Origin of the sequence: Kitasatospora sp. NBC_01250 (assembly GCF_036226465.1) — a bacterium.
Classification (GTDB): domain Bacteria; phylum Actinomycetota; class Actinomycetes; order Streptomycetales; family Streptomycetaceae; genus Kitasatospora.
Genome location: NZ_CP108476.1, coordinates 4,075,338 through 4,092,678, shown reverse-complemented (window position 1 = coordinate 4,092,678; position 17,341 = coordinate 4,075,338). Strand labels below are relative to the sequence as shown.

Here is a 17,341-nt window from a genome sequence, read left to right as displayed (position 1 = left end):
CGGAGCCTCGCTCCCGGTGCGCTGCTGCCCGTCCCGGCCGACCAGGCCGGGGCGGGCAGCACCCGTTTTCCCAGCGTGACGCGGTACGGTGCAAGCACCCGCCACGCGGGCGGGCCGGCAGGGAGGCGGCGGACACGTGGGCAAGGTCGTGCTGGTCACCGGCGTGGCCAGACAGCTCGGAGCCCGGTTCGCCGAGCGGATCCGCCGCGAGCCCGGGGTCGACCTGGTGGTCGGCGTGGACACCGAGCCGCTGCGCGGCGACCTCACAGGGCCGCGACCCGACGATTCCCGGGCCCCGCTCGCCGACTACGTCTTCGCCCCGGCCGACCTGCGCCGCCCCGCGATCGCCGGGGTGCTGGCCGAGTACGCCGTCGACACCGTGGTGCACCTCAACGTCAGCGCCACCAATCCGGGCACCGCGGCCCGGGCCACCGTCAAGGAGATCAACGTCATCGGCAGCATGCAGCTGCTCGGTGCCTGCCAGCAGTCGGGGCTGATCCGCCGGCTGGTGGTGAAGTCGACCACCGGCGTCTACGGCGCGACCCCGCGCGACCCAGCGGTCTTCTTCGAGCGGACCCCGCCCAAGACCCTGCCCTCCGGTGGCTTCGCCAAGGACGCGGCCGAGGTCGAGGGCTACGTGCGCGGCTTCTCCCGGCGCCGGCCCGACGTCGCGATCAGCGTGCTGCGGTTCGCCAACCTGGTCGGCCCCGGCGCCGACACCCCGCTCGCCGAGTACTTCGCGCTGCCCGTGCTGCCCACCGCGCTCGGCCACGACCCGCGACTGCAGTTCGTCCACGAGGACGACGCCGTCGAGGTGCTGCGGCTGGCCGCGCTCGACCCGGGCCCGGGCGCGCCGTGGCGCGCCGGCACCTTCAACGTCGCGGGGGAGGGGGTGCTGCTGCTCTCCCAGTGCGCCCGCCGGCTGGGCCGCCCCACCGTGCCGGTGCTGCTGCCCGCGCTCGGCCTGGTCGCGGAGCTGGCCAAGCGGACCAGGGTCTCCGACTTCTCCACCGAGCAGATCGGCCTGCTGACCCACGGCCGGGTGGTGGACACCACCGCGCTGCGCGAGGTCTTCGGCTACCGGCCGCGCTTCAGCACGCCCGAGGCGTTCGCCGATTTCGCCGCCGGCCGACGTGCCGGCCTGCTGCCGCCCGAGCGGCTGACCGCACTGACCGACCGGCTGGCCGCCCTGCTGCCCGCCACCGACCACAGGAGCGCCGGCCGATGAAGCCTGACCAGGGGACGGGGGCCGGCCACGAGCAGCAGGCCCCCGGAACGGAGCCCACCGGCAAGGTGATCCCGATCGAGAGCGCACCGAGCTGGTCCCCCGGACCGGCCGGCCAGGGCAGCTCGGACTTCGCCGGCCGGCTGGCCGAGGGTCTCGGCACCCTGCTGGCCGGGCGGGTCGGGGCGGCGGCCGACGGGCTGCTCGGCAAGGGGTGGGAGAACCGGGCGGCCGACGGGCTGGCCTTCCTGCGCCGCCGGATCACCGGCGACTACGAGGTGGACGAGTTCGGCTTCGACCGCGAGCTGACCGAACAGGTCTTCCTGACCGCGCTGCGCCCGCTGGCCGAGAAGTACTTCCGGATCGAGGTCCGCGGCATCGAGAACATCCCGGCCGAGGGCGGCGCCCTGGTGGTGGCCAACCACTCGGGGGTGGTTCCGCTGGACGCCCTGATGACCCAGGTGGCGATCCACGACCACCACCCGGGCCGACGGCACCTGCGGATGCTCGCCGCCGACCTGGTCTTCGTGCTGCCGCTGATCGGTGAGCTGGCCCGCAAGTCCGGCCACACCCTGGCCTGCAACGAGGACGCCCAGGCGCTGCTGGAGCGCGGCGAGGTGGTCGGCGTCTGGCCGGAGGGCTTCAAGGGGATCGGCAAGCCGTTCGCCGACCGGTACAAGCTGCAGCGGTTCGGGCGGGGCGGCTTCGTGGCCTCCGCGCTGCGGGCCGGGGTGCCGATCGTGCCCTGCTCGATCGTGGGCGCCGAGGAGACCTATCCGATGCTCGGCAACGTCAAGAGCCTGGCCCGGCTGCTCGGGCTGCCCTACCTGCCGATCACCCCGACCTTCCCCTGGCTCGGCCCGCTCGGCGCGATCCCGCTGCCGACCAAGTGGACGATCCAGTTCGGCGAGCCGATCCGCACCGACGGCTATCCGCCGGAGGCGGCCGAGGACCCGATGCTGGTCTTCAACCTGACCGACGAGGTCCGCGAGACCATCCAGCACACGCTCTACGAGCTGCTGGTGGCGCGGAGCAGCCTCTTCTTCTGATCCTGCTCCCCTGAGGTGGGGGCGGGCGGCCCGGGACCCGGGCCGCCCGCCCCCACCAGGGTTCAGCTCCCGTCCAGCCCCAGCCCCGGCAGCAGGCCCGGGACCAGCGGCGGCAGGTTGAGCCCCTGCCCGGTGGCCGGCGTGCTGCCGCCCTGGCCGGGCACGGCCGCCGTCGGAGCGGCCGGCGCGGGCGTGGTGCCCGGCGTCGGGGTGCTCGGCGCGGCGCCCGGGGAGGCGGGCGTGGCCGGGGCCGCACCGGCACCGCTGCCGGTCAGACTGCCGGTCAGGCCGTTGACCAGCCCGCCCACCGGGTTGCCGCCGCCGAGCGCGCCGCCCTGGCGGGCCTGGCCGCCGCCGGGGCTCTGCGCCGTGCCGCCGCCCGTCGTGGGCTGCCCGCCGCCGGTCTGGCCACCGGCCGGGCTCTGCGGGGCGCTGCCCGTCGAGGGGTGCCCGCCGCCGCTCGCGGCGCCCGCGGGCGAGGGGGCCTGCGCCGCGCCGCCGACGGGACCGGTCGCCGGGGTCTGCCCGGAGGCCGGAGCGCTCTGCGCCGGCTCCAGGTGCAGCGGCGCGACGTCCTCGTTGAGGTTGTCGAAGAGCTGGTCGACCTGGCCCGCCACCGGGGTCAACTGCTGGGGCAGCCGCTGCTGCAGGGCGCTCCAGTGGTTGTCCTGGGCCTCGGTGAAGCTGGCCAGCTTGCGCATCGGGTCGAGCGAGCCGTTGGCCCGGTAGACCGACCGCAGCAGGTCCCTCCCCTTGGCCGCCTCGGCGTGCATGTCCTTGAGGGCCGAGGCGAGTTGGGCCACTGTGGTCTGGCTGAGCGCGCCGCCGGTGGCCTGCCGGCCGACCAGCGAGCGGGCCTCCGCGAGCCGGGTGGAGGCCTGGTCGAGCAGCAGCGCGCCGCGCTCGGCGTCCGAACCGGCCAGGTCGAGCCGCAGGCCCTCCAGGCCGCGCTTCATCCCGTAGAGCGGGTCACCGGGCAGCGCGCCGGAACTGGCCGCGGCCACCCCGGCGAAGCTCCCCACGGTGACCCCGGCCACCAGCCCGGTGATCGCGAACCGCCGTCCCCAGCGCCGCCGTTGCAGGCCGCGTTCGGAGCGGTGGCGGCGCTGGCGCGGCACGGTGGGCAGGCCACCGGCCGCATGCTGCTCGAACGCAGCCATCAGCTGCGCCCGTTGCTCGCTCTTCACCCCGGCGTCCATGGCGGGGGCGGCCAGCTGTGCCAACGCCTCGGTCGTTCCGAGGAGTTGCCCCAGGGCCGCACTCGCTGCGGGCTGTCCCGTCCGGTGGGCCTCCAGCGCCTCGGCGAAGGCCTTCGCCCGCCGGTGCTCCAGCACGTTTGCCGTCACGGGCCACACCTCCCTTCGTCGTTGTCGACTCCCCGGCCTGCCGGACGGTTGCCACGGCGGGCCAAATCCACTCCTTCGGGTGACGGTTCGCGGCTCGGCTTGACCACGTGACCCGAGGGGGTTTGCACGCTGGGCAACGAGCGGTGCGGGGGGTCGGTTACGCACGAGTGATCATGTGACCGCATTCTCACCCGGACGTGTGGGAACGGTCCGTGGGGTGACCCGACGTCAGCTATGGTCATCGGGCCGGGTCAGCGGGCGTCCGGCGGCAGCAGCCTGGCCAGCGTGCGGACCGCGCGGTACTGCAGGGTCTTGATGGCCCCCTCGTTCTTGCCCATGATCCGGGCCGTCTCGGCGACCGAGAGGCCCTGCAGGAAGCGGAGGGTGACGCACTCCTGCTGCTGGGGGTTGAGTCGGCGCACGGCGTCCAGCAGGGCGGCGTTGGAGAGCGACTCCAGCACCGAGTCCTCGGGGCTGCGCTCGCACTCGTTGGAGTCGAGCATCTCGCCGGTGGTCACCTCCAGCCGGAACCGGCTGGACTTGAAGTGGTCGGCGACCAGGTTGCGCGCGATGGTCACCAGCCAGGCGCCGAAGTCCCGGCCCTGCCAGGTGAAGGTGCCGATCCGGCGCAGCGCGCGCAGGAAGGTCTCGCTGGTCAGGTCCTCGGCCGTGGCCCGGCTGCCGACCCGGTAGTAGATGTAGCGGTAGACCGTGTCGCTGTAGTGGTCGTACAGGCGCCCGAACGCCTCGCTCTCGCCCGCCTGGGCGCGCTCGACCAGTTCCATGATCGGGTTGTGCTCGGTCTCGGTGCCCTGGTGCGGCACGGTGCCGGTGCGGCTACGGGCACCGGCACCCCGGGTGCGGGTGCCGGCCGAGCCGGTGGCCGCCGAGCGCAAGGCGGTTCCCGCCGCGGCCGGGCCGAAGGCCCCGAACGGGCTTGGCCCGCCGGCCGGTTGCCAGGTGCCGCCGGCCGGGACCAGCTCGGGCAGGGACGGCAGCAGCTGACTGCGCAGCAGGGTGCGCAGCAGGCGGAGGTTGCGGGTGGTCGCGCGGGGCAGGGCAGCGAGGGCGACGGGTGGCGACGGGCGGGCGGGAGCAGGCGCGTCGTTCCGGACGGGTGGGTACACGGGACTCCCAGAGGCAGAACTGTGGACGGATCACCTCCGCCTGCGCGGAGAGCACACTCCCCGTCACCCCGTCGGGGGGACACCTGGGGTGGACGTGCATCCAGGAGAGAATAACGCTTTGTGCAATGACAGCTACACCGTGTGGCGGAAGTGGTCGATAGGGATCCACTTCGCGTGGTATATGAGCTGAAACCGACCGAACGCAGCACCGAACCAGGTGCTGTTGGTGAGCGTTCAGGGGCGGGCTGTGACCGATTCCGAGGTCGGCCGGGCGGTTTCCCCGCCAACGGGCCTGCCAATCCCAGACTTTCCAGGCCGTTCGAACGATCAGATCCGGTCACCGGGCCGCCGACGCTGGGAGTTTGTCAGATTCCGCTGGTGACAGATGTGGTGACGGTGTTTCGGGTCGCCGCGGGCGCGCCGCCGCGCCTCGGGGCGCCGGGTTGACCGGGCACCCCCGGGGCGTGCGGGAGCCTGGTTGACGTCGCGTCAACCAGGCTCCCGTCAACCGTGTCGGCCGTCGGCCGTGCCGGCACGGGTCGGCCGTGCCGGCCGGGTCAGTCGCGCTTGCGGCGCAGCGCGACGGTCGCCACCGTCGCCCCCGCCACCGCGCCGAGCCCCACCGCGGCGGGCACGCCGATCCGGGCCGCCTTGCGACCGGTGCGGAAGTCGCGCACCCGCCAGCCGTGCGCCCGCGCGTGCTTGCGCAGCCGCGCATCGGGGTTGACCACGAAGGGGTGCCCGACCAGCGAGAGCATCGGGATGTCGTTGGCCGAGTCGCTGTACGCGGCGCAGTGGCCCAGGTCGAGCTGCTCGCGCCGGGCCAGCGCGCGCACCGCGGCGGCCTTGGCCGGGCCGTGCAGCATCTCGCCGACCAGCCGGCCGGTGTAGTGGCCGCCGACCTCCTCGGCCACCGTGCCCAGCGCGCCGGTCATGCCGAGCCGGCGGGCGATGATCCGGGCCACCTCCTGCGGGGCGGCGGTCACCAGCCAGACCCGCTGCCCGGCGTCCAGGTGCATCTGCACCAGGGCCCGGGTGCCCGGCCAGACCTTGGCCGCGACGATGTCCTCGAAGATCTCCTCGCAGATCGCCTCCAGGTCGGCGGTGCGCTTGCCGGCCACCAGCGACAGCGCGGTGTGCTGCGCGTCGGCGATGTGCCCGGGGTCCTCGGCGCCGAACAGCCGGAACCAGGCCTGCTGCCAGGCGAACTTGGCCACGTCGCGGCGGGAGAAGAAGTGGCGGCGGTAGAGCCCGACGCCGAGGTAGAAGACCGCGGCGCCCTGGAGGATCGTGTTGTCGCAGTCGAAGAAGGCGGCGCCCTGCGGGTGGTCGACCGGGGGCGTGGCCGACTGCGGCTCGGCGGGCGGCTGTTCCGCGGGTGTGCCGGTGCCCTCCGCCGCCGCCCCCTCGCGCAGTGCCCGCTCGGCCGCCTGTGCGGCGGCCTCGCCTGCCAGGGCGGCCCGCTCGGAGGAGGATCGTCTTGCCTGGGTGAGCCTTCGCAGCGCGGCCATGGCTCCGAGCATAGTCAGCCCTGGTGGGCGCCGGTATGGACGGGCACGCCGCGGTGGCCTGCCGGCGCCGCTCCGCGCGCGGCGCACAATGGTGCGGTGACCCCTCTGCTGCGCCGTGAGCGGCGTTCCGACCCCGCCGACCGCACCGTGACCCTGATCGGCAAGCCCGACTGCCACCTGTGCGAGCAGGCCAGGGAGGTGATCGTGCGGGTCACCGCCGAGCTGGGCGCCGGCTTCGAGGAGCGGGACATCACCCAGGACGCGGAGCTCTACCGCACGTACTGGGAGCAGATCCCGGTGACGCTGATCGACGACCGTCAGCACGATTTCTGGCGGGTCGACGAGGCCCGGCTGCGCGCCGCGCTCACCCGTTAGCACCGGCGCGGCGCCGTTCCGGTTCGAACTCCTGGCCGGACCGGCGCTGGTGGACGACGATGGTGCCGCCGGGGCGGCGTGTGGCGTGATGCGCGTCACTGTGGCGGGACAAAACGGACATCATCTTTGTGCACACGTTCACAAACGCATAGCCTGGCTGCCAAAGCCCAGCTTCACCCACAGGAGCACCGTGGCAATCGGCCGATCCACCCCTGAATCCTCGCCCCCCAGCACCGCCGACGGAGGCTCCATGCGCCGCACCCCTGTGGGACGTCAGACGCGTGCCCGCGGCATCCCGGAAGCCACCGTGGCCCGGCTGCCGCTCTACCTGCGCGCACTGACCGCGCTCTCCGAGCGCTCGGTCCCCACCGTCTCATCGGAGGAGCTGGCGGCTGCGGCCGGGGTCAACTCCGCGAAGCTGCGCAAGGACTTCTCCTACCTCGGCTCCTACGGGACCCGCGGGGTGGGCTACGACGTCGAGTACCTCGTCTACCAGATCTCGCGCGAGCTGGGCCTCACCCAGGACTGGCCGGTCGTGATCGTCGGGATCGGGAACCTGGGCCACGCGCTCGCCAACTACGGGGGCTTCGCCTCCCGCGGCTTCCGGGTGGCGGCCCTGCTGGACGCCGACCCGGCCGTGGTCGGCGGCAGCGCGGCGGGCCTTCCGGTGCGGCACATGGACGAACTGGAGTCCATCGTGGAGAGCCAGCAGGTCTCCATCGGTGTGATCACCACTCCGCCGGGCGCCGCCCAGCAGGTCTGCGACCGGCTGGTGGAGGCCGGGGTGACCAGCATCCTGAACTTCGCGCCGACCGTGCTGACCGTGCCGGACGGCGTGGACGTGCGCAAGGTCGACCTCTCCATCGAGCTGCAGATCCTGGCCTTCCACGAGCAGCGCAAGGCGGGCGAGGAGCCGGAGGCCGAGGAGGAGCCGGCCCCCAGCCGCACCCCCGGCCCGGTGCGCGCCGCGGCGGCCAAGCTGCGCCGCGCGGCCGGCGGCGGCAAGGACGCCCCCCGGGACGGCAAGGCGGAGCCGCGTGGCGAGAGCGAGCGGTCCGCGGTGATGCCGGCATGAGCGAGCGCAGCGAGCGAATCATGTCAGGTGCGTCCGGCTCGCCGGCTGCCGAGCGAAGCGAGGTGGGCGTGTGAGTTTGCTCGTCGTCGGCCTGAGCCACCGCACCGCACCCGTCACCGTCCTGGAGCGCGCCGCGCTGACCGGGGAGGTCCCCACCCGGCTGCTGCACGACGCGGCCGCCACGGCCACCGTCTCCGAGGCGGCCCTGCTCAACACCTGCAACCGGATCGAGCTCTACGCGGACGTGGACAAGTTCCACGCCGGCGTCGCCGAGCTGTCGCTGCTGCTCGCCGAGCACAGCGGGGTCGACCTGGAGGAGCTGACCGCGCACCTCTACGTCCACTACGAGGACCGCGCCGTGCACCACCTCTTCTCGGTGGCCTGCGGGCTGGACTCGATGGTGGTCGGCGAGGGCCAGATCCTCGGTCAGCTGCGCGACGCGCTGGCCCGCGCGCAGGAGGAGCACACCGCCGGACGCCTGCTCAACGAGCTGTTCCAGCAGGCCCTGCGGGTCGGCAAGCGCGCGCACAGCGAGACCGGCATCGACAAGGCCGGCCAGTCGCTGGTCACCTTCGGGCTGGAGCAGATCACCTCGGGGGCCGGCGAGATCGCCGGCAAGCGGGCGCTGGTGGTCGGCGCGGGCTCGATGAGCTCGCTGGCCGCCGCCACCCTCGCCCGGGCCGGGGTCGGCGACCTGTTGATCGCCAACCGCACCCCCGAGCGGGCCGAGCGGCTGGCCGCCACGCTGGGCGCCCGGACGGTCGAGTTCGCCAAGGTGCCGCAGGCGCTGGCCGACGTCGACGTGGTGATCTCCTGCACCGGCTCGGCCGGCGCGGTGATCCAGGCCGCCGACGTCGCCGCGGCGGTGGCCGCCCGGGCCGGGCGGACGCCGCTGGCCTTCCTGGACCTGGCGATGCCGCGCGACGTGGACCACGCGGTGCACGAGCTGCCCGGCGCGCTGCTGGTCGACCTGGAGTCGCTCTCCCAGGTCGACGCGGCGCTGCCCGGCACCGGTGACGTGGACGCGGTCACCACCATCGTCGCCGACGAGGTGGCCGCCTTCGGCGCCGCCCAGCGCGCCGCGCGGATCGCCCCCACCGTGGTGGCGCTGCGCGCGATGGCCTCCGAGGTGGTCGGCGCCGAGCTGGCCCGCCTCGAGGCCCGGCTGCCCGACCTGGACGACCGCTCGCGCGCCGAGATGGCGCAGACCGTCCGCCGGGTGGTCGACAAGCTGCTGCACGCACCGACGGTGCGGGTCAAGCAGCTGGCCGCCGAGCCCGGCGGCGCCTCCTACGCGGACGCGCTGCGCGAGCTGTTCGACCTCGACCCGGGTGCCGTGCACGCCGTGTCGGGGACGCCGGTGGGGCCGCAGGCGCAGCCCACCAGCGGTAGTCTCGCGGGCGGAGCGGCCCGATGAGTCGACCGCACCATCTTCTCGACCACCAGCACGACCGGGATGATCACGTTATGAATGGTCAACTGAGCACGCAGCAGGGCCAGTTGGACGCCGAAATACCGCTGCGGCTCGGCACCCGGCGCAGCGCGCTGGCGATGGCGCAGTCCGGGATGGTCGCCCGCGAGGTCAGCCGGCTGACCGGCCGCGAGGTCGAGCTGGTGGAGATCACCACCTACGGCGACACCTCGCGCGAGCAGCTGGCCCAGATCGGCGGCACCGGGGTCTTCGTCTCCGCGCTGCGCGACGCGCTGCTCGCCGGCCGGATCGACTTCGCCGTCCACTCGCTCAAGGACCTGCCGACCGCCGCCCCCGAGGGCCTGGTGCTCGCCGCCGTCCCCGAGCGCGAGGACGTCCGGGACGCCCTGGTCGCCCGCGAGGGACTGAGCCTTGAGGCGCTGATCGAGAAGTGCGCCGGGCGCGCTGCCCGGATCGGCACCGGATCCCCGCGCCGGATGGCCCAGTTGAACGCCTGGGCCGCGGCCCAGGGCGTCGCCGTCGAGACGGTGCCGATCCGCGGCAACGTCGACACCCGGATCAACTTCGTGCACAGCGGCGAGCTGGACGCGGTGGTGCTCGCCACCGCCGGCCTCAACCGGCTGGGCCGCTCGGCCGAGATCAGCGAGCACCTGGCGCCCGAACTGATGCTCCCGGCCCCCGGCCAGGGTGCGCTGGCCATCGAGTGCCGTGCCGACGACCCCGAACTGGCCGCCGCCCTCGGCGCGCTCGACCACGCCCCCACGCGTGCCGCCGTCGTCGCCGAGCGCGCGCTGCTGGCCGCGCTGGAGGCCGGCTGCTCGGCTCCGGTCGCCGCACTGGCACAGCTGAGCGAAGAGAACGAACTGCGGCTGGAGGGTGTCGTCGGCTCCGTCGACGGTGCCACCCTGCTGACGATGTCCACCACTGGCCCGCTCGCGACCGACGAGACGGCCGAACGGCAGGCGCGGGCCCTGGGCCACGCGCTGGCCGCCCGGCTGCTCGACGGCGGAGCGGCCGGTCTGATGGGGGAGCGAGTGCGATGAGCCCCACCACCACCGCCGCCGACCGGTCCGGACGCTGCACCTTCCTGGGTGCCGGCCCCGGCGACCCGGGACTGCTGACGCTCCGTGCGGTCGAGGTGCTGGCCTCGGCCGACCTGCTGATCGCCGACCCGCTCACCGCCGGAGCGGTGCGCAGCCACTGCCCCGAGGGCGTCCAGGTGTTCGCACCCGGCGCGCCGGTGGGCGAGGCGGCACCGCTCGACATCGGCGGCGACGACGCGGGCGCGCTCGCCCGGCTGATCGCCGACGCGGTGCAGGCGGGCAAGCACGTGGTCCGCACCGTCGACGGCGACCCGGGCCTGGACGGCCGGGCGGCCGAGGAGATGCTGCTCTGCGCCAAGGCCGGCACCTCCTTCGAGGTGATCCCGGGCGTGGCGCAGTCCGTCGGCGTCCCCGCCTACGCGGGCGTGCCGCTGCGCGGCAGCAACGGCGCCGACGTGCGCTTCGTGGACGGCACGGCGCTGCTGGCCGGCGCCCTGGTCGACCTCGGCGCGCCGGAGACCACCCTGGTGGTGCGCACCACGCTCGGCCAGCTGCCCGCCACCGCGAGCGCGCTGGTCACCCACGGCCGCAAGCCGGACGCCGCGCTGTGCGCCACCCTCTCGGGCACCACCACCCGCCAGCGCACCTTCACCTCCACGCTGGCCGCCATCGGGGCCGACCTGAAGGCGGCCCGGGTGCTGCCCTCGCCGGTCTCCGCACCGGTGGACCCGGCCACCTCGGTGATAGCCGTGGTGGGTGACCAGGTCGCCTACCGCGACTCGCACTCCTGGTTCGAGACCAAGCCGCTGTTCGGCTGGAACGTCCTGGTGCCGCGCACCAAGGAGCAGGCCACCGGCCTGTCCGAGCAGCTGCGCTCCTACGGCGCGGTGCCGCAGGAGGTGCCGACCATCGCGGTCGAGCCGCCGCGCACCCCGCAGCAGATGGAGCGGGCGATCAAGGGCCTGGTCACCGGGCGCTACGAGTGGATCGCCTTCACCTCGGTCAACGCGGTCCGCGCGGTGCGCGAGAAGTTCGAGGAGTACGGTCTGGACGCCCGCGCGTTCGCCGGCATCAAGGTCGCCGCGGTCGGCGAGACCACCGCCAAGGCGCTGGTCGACTTCGGCGTGAAGCCCGACCTGGTGCCCAGCGGCGAGCAGTCCGCGGCCGGCCTGCTGGAGGACTGGCCGCCCTACGACCCGGTCTTCGACCCGATCGACCGGGTGCTGCTGCCGCGCGCCGACATCGCCACCGAGACCCTGGTGGCGGGCCTGGTCGAACTCGGCTGGGAGGTGGACGACGTGACCGCCTACCGGACCGTGCGCGCCTCGCCGCCGCCGGCCGAGACCCGCGAGGCGATCAAGGGCGGCGGCTTCGACGCGGTGCTCTTCACCTCGTCCTCGACCGTGCGCAACCTGGTCGGCATCGCCGGCAAGCCGCACAACGTCACCATCATCGCCTGCATCGGTCCGGCCACCGCCAAGACCGCCGAGGAGCACGGCCTGCGGGTCGACGTGATGGCCCCCGCGCCGTCCGCCGCCGCGCTGGCCGAGGCGCTCGCGGAGTTCGGCGCCGGCCGCCGCGACGCCGCCACCTCGGCGGGCGAACCGGTCTACCGGCCCAGTGAGCGGCGCCCCGGCTCCCGTCGCAAGGCGCGCTGAGCCAGGGCGTTCACCGACGAACTCTGGAGGAATCGTGTCTTTCCCCGCCGCCCGTCCCCGCCGGCTGCGCACCACTGTGGCGGTGCGCCGGCTGGTCGCGGAGACCCGGCTGCACCCGGCCGAGTTCATCCTGCCGGTCTTCGTGCGGGAGGGCATCAGCGAGCCGGTGCCGGTCGCCTCGATGCCGGGCGTCGTGCAGCACACCCGCGATACGCTGCGCAAGGCGGCGGTGGAGGCGGCGGAGGCCGGCATCGGCGGCATCATGCTCTTCGGCGTGCCGCAGACGAAGGACGCCGTCGGCTCGGCCGGCACCGATCCCGAGGGCATCCTGCAGCTGGCGATCCGCGACGTGGTCGCCGAGGTCGGCGACCAGCTGGTGGTGATGTCGGACCTGTGCCTGGACGAGTTCACCGACCACGGCCACTGCGGGGTGCTCGCGGCGGACGGCAGCGTGGACAACGACGCGACGCTGGAGCGCTACGCCGAGATGGCCGTGGTGCAGGCCGAGGCCGGGGTCCACATGGTCGGGCCCTCCGGGATGATGGACGGCCAGGTCGGGGTGGTCCGCCGGGCGCTGGACGCCGCCGGGCACCAGGACGTCGCCGTGCTCGCCTACACCGCGAAGTACGCCTCCGCCCTCTACGGCCCCTTCCGCGAGGCGGTCGCCTCCTCGCTCAAGGGTGACCGCAGGACCTACCAGCAGGACCTGGCCAATTCCCGCGAGGCGCTGCGCGAGCTGGAGCTGGACCTGGCCGAGGGCGCGGACCTGGTGATGGTCAAGCCGGCCATGCCCTGCCTGGACATCCTGCGCCAGGTCGCCGACCGCTCGCCGGTGCCGGTGGCGGCGTACCAGATCTCCGGCGAGTACTCGATGGTGGAGGCCGCCGCGGCGAACGGCTGGATCGAGCGCGAGCGGACCATCCTGGAGACGCTCACCTCGATCCGCCGGGCCGGGGCCGAGCAGATCCTCACCTACTGGGCCGTCGAGGCCGCGCGGCTGCTCGGGCGCTGATCGACCGCATGACGAAGGGGGTGCCGGCAGCTGCCGGCACCCCCTTCGTCATGTCCGGCCCGGTGGCTCAGTGGTGGTGCATGCCGTCGATCTCGACCGCGCCGGCACCCTCGCCGCCGGTGGCCGTGGCGGTGGCCCAGCCGTCGCCCGAGCCCGCGATGTGCACGTGGCTGGTGCCCGCGACACCCTCGAGCCAGCCGGCCGCGAGGACGGGGTGGGCGCTGACCATGCCGCCCCCGTCACCGCCGGTGTAGACATGGGCGTAGGCCGGAGCGGCGATGGCGGCGATCATCAGCGCGCCGGCCGAGACGGCAGCGGCCTTGCCGAGCGTCTTGAGCATGGGAATCGGTCCTTCCTCGTGGTGGATTGACTGCTCGTCAACTACATGGCAGCGGAGCCGGGGGAAGCGTGCTCCCCGGCTCCGCTGGGTCCAGCTCTGGAGGGTCGGATACTGCTCTGGAGGGTCAGGTGCTTCAGGCGGCGCGTGGCGGACCGGTCGGGGCCGGCCGGTCCGCCCGTTTGCGGGGCTTGGTCAGCCGATCAGGTGCGACAGCGCGCCGTCGCCGTTGGCCTGGGTGGTCTGGCCCACGTTGCAGATCTGGTGCTGCTGCTGGTTGAGGACCGGCACGTCGACCTGGACCGGCACGAGGCCGACCTGGACGTGGTGCACCTCGGGCAGGCAGACGTTGGTGTTGTCCAGGGTGTGGTAGTTCGGGCTGTGGTCGCCGTGGGTGCCGGTGTGGTTGGTGCCACCGTTGCCCTGCACCGAGGCGGCCGAGCCGTCGGCGTCGCCGATCGCCATCGAGGGGGCGGCGGACATCGCGATGGCGGCGGTGGCCAGACCGGCGGTGGCGAGGACCTTCTTCAGCATGGGAGTGCTCTCTCTTGCTACGGGGTTACTGGGGGAGGTGGAGCGGGTGGAGCGAGGTGGCTTGCTTGCTCAGCCGATCAGGTGCGAGGCGACACCGTCGCCGTTGCTCTGGGTGGGCTGACCCTGGTTGCAGACCTGGTGCAGCTGCTGGTTTCCGACCGGCACGTCCGCCTGGACCGGCACGAGGCCGACCTGGACGTGGTGGATCTCCGGCAGGCAGATGTTGGTGTTGTCCAGGAAGTGGAAGTTGGGGCTGTGGTTGCCCCAGGTGCCGGTGTTGTTGGTGCCGCCGTTGCCGGAGAGCGAGGCCGCGGAGCCGTCCGCGTTGCCGATCGCCATCGCCGGGGTGACGCCGGCGGCCATCGCGGCGGCCACCAGGCCGACGGAGGCCAGGGTCTTCTTGATCATGAGGTTCCTCTCTGGATTGCTGCGTCCGCTGCGTCTGGGTGCAATCCGTTCTCCGAATTGACCTGGTCTGCGGTCACCATGACGTCCGCGGCGTATTCAGGAAAGTGATCACATTCGGCAGACCTCTGGCTGCGGTGCGATCGGGCACCCGATCCGGCCGTTGTCATGCTCGTTGTGCGGTGACATCGATATCAAAGAACGGCGGCCCGGAAAGTTACGCGAGGCGTGCCGGGAAAAATTCCGTACGACCGAATCAACCGGCGTGTCGGTGCTATTAATGAGCCATTCCGGTTAAGCCGCGCCTACTCCAACCGCGCCGGGTCGTTGAAACAGATCGACCCCGGTCCTGTCCGGCGGGCCGTGCGACGGGCCCACCGGTGCCGGGGACACGTCCCAGTGCCTCACGAGATCGGATCAGAGAAGACGATGAAGCTTCCCAAGCGGACCGGTGTACTGCTGCTGGCGGTCGGTGCGTCGGCGATCGCGGGCCAGGGCGCGGGCAGCGCCGCCGGTGCCCAGCCGATGACTCCGGGCCAGCCGATGACCCCGGCCCAGGTGGCGGCGATGGAGAACGGCCTGGCGACCAAGACGGTGCCGCTGCGGATCCCGCTGGAGACGGTCAGCGAGCACGCGCCGATGCTGCCGCTGGGCGGGGACGTCCACGGTGCGCTGCCGGCCTCCCCGGTGCTGCCGCCGGTGCAGGGCGGCCCGGAGAAGCACGAGCTGGTGCCGGACAAGGTCGTGCCCGCGCTCAACTTCAGCAAGGTCGGCCCGAGCCTGGGCAGCGACCTGCCGCTGCCGGCGGTGGCCGACGGGGTGCGGCCCGGCAACCTGGACCTGGACGCGCCCTCGGCCCCCTTGAAGGCGGTGGGCCCGGCCGTCGGCCTCGGGCACCCGCTCAACTTCGTGGAGGGTGCGGACGGCCAGCTGAAGAACGGCTCGCTGTCGGCGGGCGACCTGGACCCGCGGGTGCTGCCCGGCGCGCTCTCGGCCGGCCCGGACGCCAAGGCCTCGCTCGGCGGGCCCGACCAGCACGCCCCGATGCTCAAGACGGCGCAGGACCTGCTCGACACCACCGCGGCCACCGCCCAGGAGGCCACCCAGGGCTGAGGCCCTGCGGCCCCGGGGCATGGCTCAGGCCCGGTGCGAGCACCCGCACCGGGCCTGACCCATGCCCGACGGGCGCTCGCTCAGTGGCCCGGCACCGCGCCGAGCAGCAGCCCCAGGCCCGGCAGGTCCTTGGCCCCGCCGCCGTCGCTGAGCGCCCCGGTGACGGCCGTGCTGCTGACCGGGCGCATGCCGGGGTTGTCCGGCTTGACCGCGACCGCGTTGTTCAGCGGATCGGCACTGGACTGGGCGAACGGGTCCAGGCGCAGGTCCTTGACCGGCCCGGTGACGTAGCCGACGGCCCCCAGCGCCGGGCCGACCTCGGTCGGCTGCAGCTGTGCCTTCGGTACGGGGGCCTGCGGTACGGCGGAGTCGGCCATGGCGGTGCCGGCCGCCGCGGGGGCGAGCAGCAGGGCCGCCCCCAGCGCGGCCAGCGCGCCGCTGGTGGTGGTGAGGCTCAACGGGGTCCTTCTCTCTTGCGGGCCGGAAACGGCGCTGTCCCCCGGACGCGGAAGTCCGGGGGACAGCGCTCACGCGACTTCCGCTGCTCAGCAGTCGTCGTCGTGGTGGTGCGGGGCCTCGACGTTGGCGCAGGTGTTGCCGAACGCCGGGTTCAGCAGGCCGATCACGTTGATCGAGTTGCCGCACAGGTTCACCGGGATGTGCACCGGCACCTGGATGGCGTTGCCGGAGGCGACGCCGGGGGAGTGGGCGGCGACGCCCTCCGCACCCGCGCTGGCGTTGGCGGCACCGGCGGCACCGATCACCAGGCCGACGGCGGCGGTGGAGAGGATGGCGAGCTTCTTGGTGGACTGCATGGGGGATCTCCTAGGGGATCATCACGGGGTGGCGGGCTGTGCTGCCAGGGGGAGGCGGCCGCACAGCCCGCGGCGCCGGGTCAGCGGGGGGTGGCTCAGCCCGCGTTGGCGCAGGTGTTGCCGAACGCCGGGTTCAGCGCGCCGATCACGTCGATGGTGTTGCCGCACAGGTTCACCGGGATGTGGATCGGGACCTGGATGGCGTTGCCGGACAGCACGCCGGGCGAGCCGGCCGCGACGCCCTGGGCGCCCGAGCTGGCGTTGGCCGCGCCGGCACCGGCCAGCAGCAGGCCCGCAGCGGCGGTGGTCAGGACGAGGGACTTCGAGAACTTGCGCATGAGTTATTCCTCCGTTGATTTCCCGGGAGCACTTCGGTCGGACACTTCGTCGTCCCGGTCGTCCCGGGTACCGGGCGAAACAGGATGGGCGATCGGAAGGTTCCGGCCGACCGGCCCGAATTCACTCAGCCGGGCGAAAGCCCGGCGATTCGAGCGGGCGGCGGACCGGAATTACCGTCCTGGTGGTCAGGCGTTGACGCAGGTGTTGCCGAAGGCCGGGTTCAGGATGGTGACGAGGCCGATGCTGTTGCCGCAGAGGTTCACCGGAACGTGCACGGGGACCTGGATCAGGTTGCCGGAGAGCACACCGGGCGAACCGACCGCGGCACCCTCGGCACCCGCGTTGGCCGAGGCGGCGGACGCGCCACCGATGATCAGAGCGGCGGCGGCGGCCACGCCGAACGCGCCGTGGACGAGCTTGCGCATGACGGAATTCTCTTTCTGCCTACGATTGCTGACGGTGTGAAGCGGCTTCCCGACATAGAACGAGCACCGGCGCGGCCGGAAACGGGCACCGTCCTGGATCACCCGATCGCCTGCACACGCGGTCCGGGCAGGGGCGGTGGGCCGGGTGGCTGCGCGCAAACGGGTGAATTCGGCGGGGTGGGCCGCAACCCCTCGCGGTATGGGGTCGTTGCTGGTCATGCACGCATCGTGCTCAGCAACAAGGAGACTCAATATGAGCGTCAAGAAGGCTGCCGCTGTCGGCGCCGCCGTGGTCGGCATCGTGGCCGCGGGTGCCGGGACCGCCATGGCCAGCGCGGGCGCCGAGGGTGCCGCGGTCGGCTCCCCCGGTGTCCTCTCCGGCAACCTGATCCAGGTCCCGGTGCACGTTCCGGTCAACGCCTGCGGCAACAGCATCGACGTGATCGGTCTGCTGAACCCGGCGTTCGGCAACACCTGCGTCAACGAGGGCTGATCCACCCCTGGCGAAGCCGTCGTCCGT

20 protein-coding genes are annotated in these 17,341 nt (G+C 73.3%); 10 read left to right on the top strand and 10 right to left on the bottom strand.

From position 1 onward, the window contains the following. Nucleotides 1-136 precede the first annotated feature (136 nt). The gene (locus OG500_RS16840; RefSeq protein WP_329581065.1) at nt 137-1,228 is read left to right on the top strand and encodes an NAD-dependent epimerase/dehydratase family protein; all 1,092 of its coding nucleotides are present in this window, start codon (nt 137-139) and stop codon (nt 1,226-1,228) included. Next, entirely contained in the window at nt 1,225-2,274 is a 1,050-nt protein-coding gene (locus OG500_RS16835; protein ID WP_327067494.1) for a lysophospholipid acyltransferase family protein, read from the top strand. Before OG500_RS16840 ends, OG500_RS16835 begins: the two co-directional genes overlap by 4 nt. Nucleotides 2,275-2,336: 62 nt before the next feature. On the opposite strand, the gene OG500_RS16830 is transcribed toward OG500_RS16835, so the two are convergent. The 3 genes from OG500_RS16830 to OG500_RS16820 form a co-directional block, all read right to left on the bottom strand. After that, complete coding sequence (locus OG500_RS16830) at nt 2,337-3,620, bottom strand: DUF5667 domain-containing protein (RefSeq protein ID WP_329581060.1); 1,284 nt, start codon at nt 3,618-3,620, stop codon at nt 2,337-2,339. Nucleotides 3,621-3,871: 251 nt separating this feature from the next. Next, the gene (locus OG500_RS16825) at nt 3,872-4,648 is read right to left on the bottom strand and encodes an ECF subfamily RNA polymerase sigma factor, BldN family (RefSeq protein WP_442789341.1); all 777 of its coding nucleotides are present in this window, start codon (nt 4,646-4,648) and stop codon (nt 3,872-3,874) included. A 656-nt stretch (nt 4,649-5,304) separates the two neighbouring features. After that, nucleotides 5,305-6,258, bottom strand: a complete 954-nt coding sequence (locus tag OG500_RS16820) for an HAD family hydrolase (protein ID WP_329581057.1) — start codon at nt 6,256-6,258, stop codon at nt 5,305-5,307. A 96-nt stretch (nt 6,259-6,354) separates the two neighbouring features. On the opposite strand from OG500_RS16820, the gene OG500_RS16815 reads away from it, so the two are divergent. The 6 genes from OG500_RS16815 (at nt 6,355) to hemB (ending at nt 12,853) form a co-directional block, all read left to right on the top strand. After that, entirely contained in the window at nt 6,355-6,633 is a 279-nt protein-coding gene (locus tag OG500_RS16815; protein WP_327067491.1) for a glutaredoxin family protein, read from the top strand. A 250-nt stretch (nt 6,634-6,883) separates the two neighbouring features. Then, nucleotides 6,884-7,708, top strand: coding sequence for a redox-sensing transcriptional repressor Rex (locus OG500_RS16810; protein ID WP_327067490.1), 825 nt, complete (start codon nt 6,884-6,886; stop codon nt 7,706-7,708). 70 nt (nt 7,709-7,778) lie between these two features. Continuing rightward, on the top strand, nt 7,779-9,125 hold the full coding sequence (locus OG500_RS16805) for a glutamyl-tRNA reductase (protein ID WP_327067489.1): 1,347 nt from the start codon (nt 7,779-7,781) through the stop codon (nt 9,123-9,125). Nucleotides 9,126-9,175: 50 nt separating this feature from the next. Continuing rightward, entirely contained in the window at nt 9,176-10,183 is a 1,008-nt protein-coding gene (gene hemC, locus OG500_RS16800) for a hydroxymethylbilane synthase (RefSeq protein WP_327067488.1), read from the top strand. Continuing rightward, entirely contained in the window at nt 10,180-11,841 is a 1,662-nt protein-coding gene (locus OG500_RS16795; RefSeq protein ID WP_327067487.1) for a bifunctional uroporphyrinogen-III C-methyltransferase/uroporphyrinogen-III synthase, read from the top strand. Before hemC ends, OG500_RS16795 begins: the two co-directional genes overlap by 4 nt. 31 nt (nt 11,842-11,872) lie before the next feature. Beyond that, nucleotides 11,873-12,853: a porphobilinogen synthase gene (gene hemB, locus OG500_RS16790; protein ID WP_442789340.1), complete on the top strand. Its 981-nt coding sequence runs from the start codon at nt 11,873-11,875 to the stop codon at nt 12,851-12,853. Nucleotides 12,854-12,920: 67 nt separating this feature from the next. On the opposite strand, the gene OG500_RS16785 is transcribed toward hemB, so the two are convergent. The 3 genes from OG500_RS16785 to OG500_RS16775 form a co-directional block, all read right to left on the bottom strand. After that, nucleotides 12,921-13,193 carry a hypothetical protein gene (locus tag OG500_RS16785; RefSeq protein ID WP_327067485.1) on the bottom strand — a complete coding sequence of 91 codons (273 nt, stop codon included), beginning with the start codon at nt 13,191-13,193 and terminating at the stop codon, nt 12,921-12,923. A gap of 192 nt (nt 13,194-13,385) precedes the next feature. Continuing rightward, on the bottom strand, nt 13,386-13,724 hold the full coding sequence (locus OG500_RS16780; RefSeq protein WP_184936990.1) for a rodlet layer protein: 339 nt from the start codon (nt 13,722-13,724) through the stop codon (nt 13,386-13,388). Between the two features lie 69 nt (nt 13,725-13,793). Beyond that, nucleotides 13,794-14,132 carry a rodlet layer protein gene (locus tag OG500_RS16775; RefSeq protein WP_184936991.1) on the bottom strand — a complete coding sequence of 113 codons (339 nt, stop codon included), beginning with the start codon at nt 14,130-14,132 and terminating at the stop codon, nt 13,794-13,796. A gap of 426 nt (nt 14,133-14,558) precedes the next feature. Here OG500_RS16775 and OG500_RS16770 point away from each other — a divergent pair, with 426 nt between their 5' ends. Next, the gene (locus OG500_RS16770; protein ID WP_329581049.1) at nt 14,559-15,242 is read left to right on the top strand and encodes a hypothetical protein; all 684 of its coding nucleotides are present in this window, start codon (nt 14,559-14,561) and stop codon (nt 15,240-15,242) included. A gap of 80 nt (nt 15,243-15,322) precedes the next feature. Here OG500_RS16770 and OG500_RS16765 read toward each other — a convergent pair whose 3' ends face one another. The 4 genes from OG500_RS16765 to OG500_RS16750 form a co-directional block, all read right to left on the bottom strand. Beyond that, entirely contained in the window at nt 15,323-15,700 is a 378-nt protein-coding gene (locus tag OG500_RS16765) for a hypothetical protein (RefSeq protein ID WP_327067483.1), read from the bottom strand. A gap of 87 nt (nt 15,701-15,787) precedes the next feature. Continuing rightward, nucleotides 15,788-16,057 (bottom strand): chaplin, encoded by a 270-nt coding sequence (locus OG500_RS16760; protein ID WP_327067482.1) that lies wholly within the window; start codon nt 16,055-16,057, stop codon nt 15,788-15,790. Between the two features lie 95 nt (nt 16,058-16,152). Further along, nucleotides 16,153-16,395 (bottom strand): chaplin, encoded by a 243-nt coding sequence (locus tag OG500_RS16755; protein ID WP_327067481.1) that lies wholly within the window; start codon nt 16,393-16,395, stop codon nt 16,153-16,155. A gap of 186 nt (nt 16,396-16,581) precedes the next feature. Next, entirely contained in the window at nt 16,582-16,821 is a 240-nt protein-coding gene (locus OG500_RS16750; RefSeq protein WP_184937001.1) for a chaplin, read from the bottom strand. Between the two features lie 253 nt (nt 16,822-17,074). Between OG500_RS16750 and OG500_RS16745 the strand changes: the two genes are divergently transcribed. Further along, entirely contained in the window at nt 17,075-17,314 is a 240-nt protein-coding gene (locus OG500_RS16745; RefSeq protein WP_184937003.1) for a chaplin, read from the top strand. Nucleotides 17,315-17,341: the final 27 nt, after the last annotated feature.

Coding starts and splice junctions, on each gene's coding strand:
- OG500_RS16780 (WP_184936990.1), bottom strand. CDS start 13,724: ATGCTGAAGAAGGTCCTCGCCACCGCCGGTCTGGCCACCGCCGCCATC.
- OG500_RS16750 (WP_184937001.1), bottom strand. CDS start 16,821: ATGCGCAAGCTCGTCCACGGCGCGTTCGGCGTGGCCGCCGCCGCCGCT.
- OG500_RS16760 (WP_327067482.1), bottom strand. CDS start 16,057: ATGCAGTCCACCAAGAAGCTCGCCATCCTCTCCACCGCCGCCGTCGGC.
- OG500_RS16745 (WP_184937003.1), top strand. CDS start 17,075: ATGAGCGTCAAGAAGGCTGCCGCTGTCGGCGCCGCCGTGGTCGGCATC.
- OG500_RS16755 (WP_327067481.1), bottom strand. CDS start 16,395: ATGCGCAAGTTCTCGAAGTCCCTCGTCCTGACCACCGCCGCTGCGGGC.
- OG500_RS16795 (WP_327067487.1), top strand. CDS start 10,180: ATGAGCCCCACCACCACCGCCGCCGACCGGTCCGGACGCTGCACCTTC.
- OG500_RS16785 (WP_327067485.1), bottom strand. CDS start 13,193: ATGCTCAAGACGCTCGGCAAGGCCGCTGCCGTCTCGGCCGGCGCGCTG.
- OG500_RS16820 (WP_329581057.1), bottom strand. CDS start 6,258: ATGGCCGCGCTGCGAAGGCTCACCCAGGCAAGACGATCCTCCTCCGAG.
- OG500_RS16775 (WP_184936991.1), bottom strand. CDS start 14,132: ATGATCAAGAAGACCCTGGCCTCCGTCGGCCTGGTGGCCGCCGCGATG.
- hemC (WP_327067488.1), top strand. CDS start 9,176: ATGAATGGTCAACTGAGCACGCAGCAGGGCCAGTTGGACGCCGAAATA.
- OG500_RS16835 (WP_327067494.1), top strand. CDS start 1,225: ATGAAGCCTGACCAGGGGACGGGGGCCGGCCACGAGCAGCAGGCCCCC.
- OG500_RS16770 (WP_329581049.1), top strand. CDS start 14,559: ATGAAGCTTCCCAAGCGGACCGGTGTACTGCTGCTGGCGGTCGGTGCG.
- OG500_RS16810 (WP_327067490.1), top strand. CDS start 6,884: ATGCGCCGCACCCCTGTGGGACGTCAGACGCGTGCCCGCGGCATCCCG.